Source organism: Desulfomarina sp. (assembly GCF_054039375.1).
Genome location: NZ_JBPLBA010000163.1, coordinates 1 through 7,355 on the forward strand (window position 1 = coordinate 1; position 7,355 = coordinate 7,355).

Annotated in this window: 6 protein-coding genes; 5 read left to right on the top strand and 1 reads right to left on the bottom strand. The window is 42.9% G+C overall.

Translation table 11 applies throughout. From position 1 onward, the window contains the following. The first annotated feature begins 10 nt into the window (after positions 1-10). The 3 genes from ACXLDX_RS09640 to hisF all read left to right on the top strand — a co-directional run bounded on the left by ACXLDX_RS09640 (position 11) and on the right by hisF (position 3,350). On the top strand, positions 11-79 hold the full coding sequence (locus tag ACXLDX_RS09640; protein WP_457576973.1) for a hypothetical protein: 69 nt from the start codon (positions 11-13) through the stop codon (positions 77-79). A 759-nt stretch (positions 80-838) separates the two neighbouring features. Then, a complete protein-coding gene (locus tag ACXLDX_RS09645) occupies positions 839-1,423 on the top strand; it encodes an FmdE family protein (RefSeq protein ID WP_457576968.1) in 585 nt (194 codons plus the stop codon). A 310-nt stretch (positions 1,424-1,733) separates the two neighbouring features. After that, entirely contained in the window at positions 1,734-3,350 is a 1,617-nt protein-coding gene (gene hisF, locus ACXLDX_RS09650; protein WP_457576969.1) for an imidazole glycerol phosphate synthase subunit HisF, read from the top strand. Between the two features lie 15 nt (positions 3,351-3,365). Here the strand turns inward: hisF and ACXLDX_RS09655 are convergent, their stop codons facing one another. Continuing rightward, a complete protein-coding gene (locus ACXLDX_RS09655; protein ID WP_457576970.1) occupies positions 3,366-3,851 on the bottom strand; it encodes a hypothetical protein in 486 nt (161 codons plus the stop codon). 439 nt (positions 3,852-4,290) lie between these two features. Between ACXLDX_RS09655 and ACXLDX_RS09660 the strand changes: the two genes are divergently transcribed. Together ACXLDX_RS09660 and ACXLDX_RS09665 are read left to right on the top strand one after the other, a co-directional pair. Further along, the gene (locus ACXLDX_RS09660) at positions 4,291-6,150 is read left to right on the top strand and encodes a sensor histidine kinase (RefSeq protein WP_457576971.1); all 1,860 of its coding nucleotides are present in this window, start codon (positions 4,291-4,293) and stop codon (positions 6,148-6,150) included. A gap of 6 nt (positions 6,151-6,156) precedes the next feature. Beyond that, a partial coding sequence (locus tag ACXLDX_RS09665; RefSeq protein ID WP_457576972.1) for a sigma-54-dependent transcriptional regulator occupies positions 6,157-7,355 on the top strand: 1,199 nt, incomplete at its 3' end.

The window sequence follows — 7,355 nt, forward strand, 5'->3', positions numbered from 1 at the left end:
CGGCGCCACAATTCAGATTCCGGCAAAAAATGTTGCAAAATTCAAAGCCGGCAGCAAGCTGTCTGAGACTATCAATTAATTTCTGTTGAATCATGAATTTTAAGATACGGTAACTGTTGGTCTGCACCGGTTGTAACCCTCCTTAAAGTTACAGTGTCGTGACAATGCAAAATCTGAAAATGTGAAAAAGATTGAAATTAAAACTTCTTTTTCTCTTTTTGCTGTTTGTGTATATTGATAGCAAGTCTCTCTAAAAAGGCCATTCCTGCCCGGGAAAGGCCTTTTTTTTTCGTAACTGCTCACAGGGGCAGCAACTCTATTTTTTTATTGTTACCCGAATATCACACCTCAGGAAAGAAATAATATTCTTTTTTATATCAACATATTACCTGATGGTCCTTCAAATTCAGTCAGGTCGGGAATGTACCTGCGTTATCAGGCCCACAATTTGCCGACTGAGTTATTACACAATTAAAATATATGATGAAATTTTTAACAAACTCAATCAGTCATTTTTCAAGTGACTGTACAGTGCTCATTTTCTCTGTCCTGGTAACTGTCACCTAACCCGGTGTCTGAACCACTCCCTTACCTGCTTCATCGGCAATGGTTTGAAATATGCAAATGCACAAGTGGCATTGAACCTCGGACCTCCGGCAAGAGAAAGAAGGTTATTGCCCACAGCCACCCGAACTTTTCATGGTCTTTTTTATCCGCGTATCAGATAGCAATTTGTCACAATCCGATTTTTCGTGCGATAATTTTCAATTTCTGTCATAAAAATAGAAATCAGGACAGGTAAGAAACCGAATCAACATTTAAACAATTTGGAAATACGATGGAACCTTTTGAGAAATTACTGGATGAGTCAACAAGGGTACATGGACATATCTGTGCGGGCCAGGTTATCGGTGTCAGGATGTCAATACTTGGACTTTCGTTGATCGGTATACAGGATCCTAAAGGACTGGACAGGAAAAATCTTTACGTGATCGTAGAGATTGATCGGTGCGCAACTGATGCAATTCAGTCTGTTACAGGTTGCAGCCTGGGAAAAAGATCAATGCACTGGCTTGACTACGGAGTAATGGCAGCGACCTTTGTGAATCTAGCAAACGAAAAAGCTGTGAGAATTACAGCCCTCGAGGAAGCACGTGAAATTTCCAAAAAATACTGCTCTGAAATTAAGGAGAAATACAAACGTCAACTTGAAGCCTACAAGATCATGAAAGAAGAGGAACTTTTTCGCGTTCAGAAGGTCAAAGTGGAAATTCCTGAAGAAAATATGCCTGGAAGACCGCTGAAACGTATTCAGTGTGAAGAATGCGGAGACTGGGTTCAGGATAAACGTGATGTTTCAATTGAAGGTAAAAATCTTTGTCGTCAATGCGCAGAAGGAAGATACTACGAAATAGTAGGTTGACGATATTTTTACAATTTCGATACAATAATTTCAAGGTCCCTTGACCGGTGTCCAGAAATGAGGATTTTTGTTCGAGATCAAGGCGCACAGGAAATTTTACTGCAGGCATATATTTGATATCGGAGTCTACGCTTACCTCCGAGGATAAAATTTCTCGGGCAACGCAGATATCGGCCCAAAAGACCGACCATGGACAGGCACTGACTGATCCTGATTGCCAATAAAACTAGCCGGCTTTCAGCTGTGCCTGTTTTATCAGGTTGATTTTTTGTACGTAATTAAAATTGGATATTTAATTTAAGGAAAAGGCATGGTAACGCTTCTTGATTATGGTGCAGGTAATATCCGCAGCGTAAGGAACGGCATAAAAAAACTTGGATTTGAGGTAAACGAGATAAAAAAGCCTGAAGATATTTTCTCGGCAGAAAAACTGATTTTCCCGGGTGTAGGGAGTTTTGGCCTGGTTATGGAAAGGCTGAGAGAAAAAGGATATGCGGATCAGATAATACGTCGAATCCAGGCAGACAAACCTTTTCTCGGGATCTGTGTTGCCTTGCAGACTCTCTACGAGGGAAGTGAGGAATCCCCTGGAGTTGCCGGTCTGGGCCTGATCCCAGGGCAGATAAAACGATTTCCTGAAGGGAAAATGGCTGTTCCGCAAATTGGATGGAACGGGATAAATCCTGTGCAAACTTCACCTCTTCTTGAGAGTTACCAGGGAGAAAAACTCTACTTTGTTCACTCGTATTATGCTGCACTTACCGATGAAAGTAGAGAATGGACATTGGCAACAACTGATTACGGACTGAAATTTGTTTCAGCAGTGAAAAGAGGAAATTGTACCGCCTTCCAGTTTCATCCTGAAAAAAGCGGGGCAGTCGGTCTTACAATACTGGAAAATTATCTGACCTCCTCTTTTGATAAAGAGATTGAAATACGTGGCCAAAGCCACCATGGGAGCAAATTCTTTTCCTCTGAACAGGAGGAGGAGACTGCTATTGGAAAGAGAATTATTGCCTGTCTTGATGTTCGTACAAACAGTTCAGGTGATCTTGTTGTAACAAAAGGGGACCAGTATGATGTAAAGGAAGATGGAGAGGTCCGTAATCTTGGAAAACCTGTTGCCCTGGCGAAACGATATTATGAAGAGGGTGCCGATGAGATAACATTTCTTAATATAACTGGTTTTCGCGACTTTCCCATGCAGGACCAGCCCATGCTCGAAGTTTTGAGAAAAACATCAGAAAATGTTTTTGTCCCTCTTACAATAGGAGGCGGAATAAAGGAATTTACCGACTCAGAGGGAAGACATTATTCCTCCCTCGATGTTGCCCATGAATATTTCAGATCAGGTGCTGATAAAATCTCAATAGGAAGCGATGCCGTTTATACCGTTGAAAGGTTCCTTGAAAATGGACATAAAAAAGGTTGCAGTTCAATAGAACAGATTTCCATGGTTTATGGTGCACAGGCCGTTGTTGTATCTGTTGACCCGAGAAGAATTTATGTTTTTTCCCCGGACGAAACGAGTCATACGGTTATAGAGACAGATATTCCAGGTCCCAGGGGAGAAAAATACTGCTGGTACCAGTGTACCGTTAAAGGTGGCCGTGAAGGCAGGGATATAGATGTTGTACAACTGGTCACTGTCTGTGAAAAACTGGGAGCCGGTGAAATATTATTGAACTGTATCGACAGGGATGGAACCAACAGCGGTTTTGATCTTGAACTCATCCAACTGGTTAAGAAAACTGTATCCATCCCTGTTATTGCATCCAGCGGCGCGGGATCAGCCGATCACTTTGTCGAGGTATTCCGGAAAACATCGGCAGATGCTGCCCTGGCCGCAGGAATTTTCCATAGAAAAGAGGTGGCAATCGCGGAAGTCAAATCAGAGGTGAGAAAAAGAGGGATAGAAGTTCGATAACATGATTGTCGCGGCTTAAAAAAAACGTAAACTGCTGAGAAAGAACTCGCACTCATCTTCAAACGATTTTTGCGGTTCATTTCCAGACGAGAGGTAGCTTTCCTGGTAATACATATCAATACCATTAGCGGGAGTTTCCGGATGCATGCAGACCAGGCCGCTGTTCTTGACCACTATATAATTATTCTGCAGGATTTCTCTTTTGCTGTGATCTTCATATTTCTGAAAATATCTGACACAATATGGAGAAAGTCCGGTATCAGTCCTGTATTGAAATTTAATATTCCGGTAATCACCTTGATCAGAATGTATTTTCTTCTTTTCTTTCACAAACTTAATAAAATTAGTTTTGTCTAGTTCATTTTCAAGAAGATGAATTTCTGTGGCCTTGGCAAAAATTGAGTATTTTTTTTCTTCCGTGATTTTCAGATAGTAAAGGCTGTCTCTGTTGTGTTTTTCATACCATCGTGCTCCTGAAGGCGGTGAGATGGAAAAACCCAAACTGCTTTCCCTTGCCTTCAGATTTTTTACCGGAAAATATCGATTTTCCTGAGAAGCACACGAGCATAATAGAACTGCTGTGAATGGAAGGATCAGAAAACGGCCCTGTTTACGGATTGATCGAAAATTCCGGAAAAAATTCATTGATTCTTTTAAGGAAAAAATATGAATGATAAAAAGTAGTTGTTCAGAAACAATAAAATCGGCAATGAGTTGCTGCTCCTGTGAGTAAATACGACAAAAGCAATACAGACAGGTTCAGAAGCAATAAAATAATAATATGATTAGCCAGGAAACTGAGCTGGATCGGGGATGCACCTGCTCTATCAGGCTGAGTTTTGTATGTAATCACAATTCTTAAAATTGTTATCCCCGTGAACACTGCTGAACTAGTGTAATTGAAATATATGCCTGAATCAAGCTGATTCCGAAAAGCCTCATGAAAAACCCCTTCCTCAATAACTCCTCTTCAAAGGGCCGAAAAATAATCATCAGTGCCCTTTTTTTTATCATCCTGACTCTCTACCTGCTGACCATGGTTTCAGCCTGGACCTATCAACGCGGTCTCAATGATCTTGCGGAACAGGGAAATATCCGGCTCGAACTGTATATCAATTATTTAAAAGGTGTTCTGGAAAAATATGAAAGTCTCCCTGAACTTCTCGCCATTGATAAAAACCTCGTCAGAGCATTGCTCAGCCCCCATGAACACAAGAGAATAGAAAAACTGAACAAGTACCTTGAAACTATAAACAAGGTCAGTGATGCTCTCGATACCTACCTCATGAATAAAGATGGTCTTACTATCGCCGCAAGTAACTGGAAAGAAAAGCATCCGTTCATCGGAAGGAATTTCAGTTACAGACCATATTTTAAACAGGCGATGAAAGGTAAACTGGGCAGATATTTTGCCCTTGGGACAACTTCTTCCAAAAGAGGTTATTATTTTGCTTATCCTGTGCAGAAGGGCAGGGAGATTCTCGGTGCCGTAGTCGTTAAAATCGATATTGACAATGTGGAGCAGACCTGGGCCCACAGGGATGAGAGTTTTCTAGTTACAGATCCGGACGGAGTTATTTTTATCACAACACGTCCTGAATGGCGATACAAAACTCTTCAACCACTTGAAAAGGAAGTTGTCGACAGGATTGCCGAGTCAAAAAGATACCCTGTGAAGTCCCTTATTCAGCTCAGCCGGAAAGAAGTCAAAACAAAAAATAAAATGCAGATACTCGAAATCACGATGGGTAATGAAAAGAAACCAAAACGACTATTGAAACAATCCAGAAAAATGATCGATGCCGGCTGGACAGTTCATATTCTCTCGGACACGAATGTTGTAAAAAAACGTGTTATTCTCGTCAATACAATGGCTGCCTCCAGTCTTTTTCTCACATATTTTATAATTGTCATGCTTATCCAGCGAAGAGACAGGCTGGCGGAACTCAACCGGATCGAGGAAGAGGCCAGAAAGGCACTGCAGGAGGCCAATGAATTGCTTGAATCCCGGGTTCTTGATCGAACACAGAAACTGACAGAGGCAAATATACTCCTGAAAAAAGAAATACTGGAGAGAAAGCAGGCTGAAGTGAAATTGAAAAAAACCCGGAGGGAGCTTATCCATGCCGCAAAACTGGCAGCCCTTGGACAGATGTCTGCAGGAATAAATCATGAGCTGAATCAGCCACTTGCCGCGATCAGAAGTTATACGGACAATGGTCTGCAGTTACTCCAGAAGGGCCGCCTGGAAGATACCATGTGGAATCTGGAACAGATAGGTGAACTGACAGAAAGAATGGCACAGATAGGTGTCCAGCTGAAACTTTTTTCCAGGAAATCAAGTGGCCAGATAACGATTGTTCCGGTTCACGGTGTGGTCAGCGGAGCACTGGAAATTTTAAAGCCCAGTCTAAAAAAGTCAGACATCAGGATTTCTGTTCATATAGAACCGGAAAATATCGAAGTCAAGGCAAATGATGTTCTTCTACAGCAGGTGATGGTCAATCTGATCAGCAATGGTATCCATGCCATGGAAGGCATGGAAGAAAAAGAAATCAGAATTGAGGTCGTTGCTGCCCAGGAACATGTACAGATAGCCGTTCACGACAGCGGGCCGGGAATATCCGGTCAACACAGCAAAAGAATATTTGAACCATTTTTTACAACAAAGAAATCCGGACAGGGGCTGGGCCTCGGTCTTACCATCAGTGATCGAATAATCCGTGATACCGGAGGTCGGATCTACCTTGCTGAATCGAGCACCGGTGCACGTTTTGAGATAATTTTATTCAAGGCATGACAGAACATGAAAATCGGGAATGAAGTACTTTTTATTGATGATGAAAAACACATAAGACAGGCGAACCAGCAAACTCTTGAACTTGCAGACCTGGTGGTAACCTGTGTCGATTCAGCGGAAAAGGGTCTTGGAATCCTGTCCAGAGAATGGTCTGGAATAATAGTCTGTGATATACGCCTGCCGAAAATGGACGGTATGCAGTTTTTAAAGGAGGTCAGAAAAGTTGATCAGGATCTGCCGGTTATTTTAATCACCGGTCATGGGGATATTTCCATGGCAGTTCAGGCGATGAGAGACGGTGCATATGATTTTATCGAAAAACCATATTCCACGGAACGTCTTGTAAAAACCGTGTTGAGAGGGCTTGAAAAAAGAGGTCTTACCCTGGAAAACAGAATTCTTCGACGGGAACTGGAACTGCACAGTGCACCTGGGCCAAGAATTATAGGCCGCACCAGGGTTATGGAAAATCTCCGCACAACCATCGCACAGGTTGCAGACACCGGGGCTGATGTTCTTGTGCTTGGCGAAACCGGAACCGGCAAGGAACTGGTAGCAAGAGCGCTTCATGAAAACAGCCGACGTCGAACGGAAAATTTTGTTGCCATAAATTGCGGGGCGGTCTCCGAATCAATAATGGAAAGCGAGTTGTTCGGTCATGAGGCCGGAGCCTTTACTGATGCGAAAACCCAGAGAATCGGCAAATTTGAACATGCAAACGGAGGAACTCTTCTTCTGGACGAAATAGAATCAATGCCCCTGAGGGTACAGATTCACCTGCTCCGGGTTCTGCAGGAAAGGGCTCTTGAAAGGCTTGGCTCTAACAACCTGATCCCCCTTGATCTGCGCGTTGTCGCCGCGTCAAAAGTTGATCTGCGATCTGCTGCTGAAAGAGGTGAGTTTCGTGCAGATCTCTATTACCGTCTCAATGTCGTGTGTCTCGAAATTCCACCTCTACGTGAACGTAGAGAAGATATTGCCCTGCTTTTTCATCATTTTCTCCTTGTCGCCGGACACAGGTATCAGAAAGAGGCACCTACCCCCGATGGTTCCCAGATGAACGTCCTCATGTCGTATCAATGGCCAGGCAACGTCAGGGAACTGAGAAATCTTGCGGAACGGTATGTCCTTCTTGGGCATCAATTTGATTATTCTCTTGAAAGACTCCTCTCCGGTCAGGACAAAGACCAGGAAAGTTCCCTCCC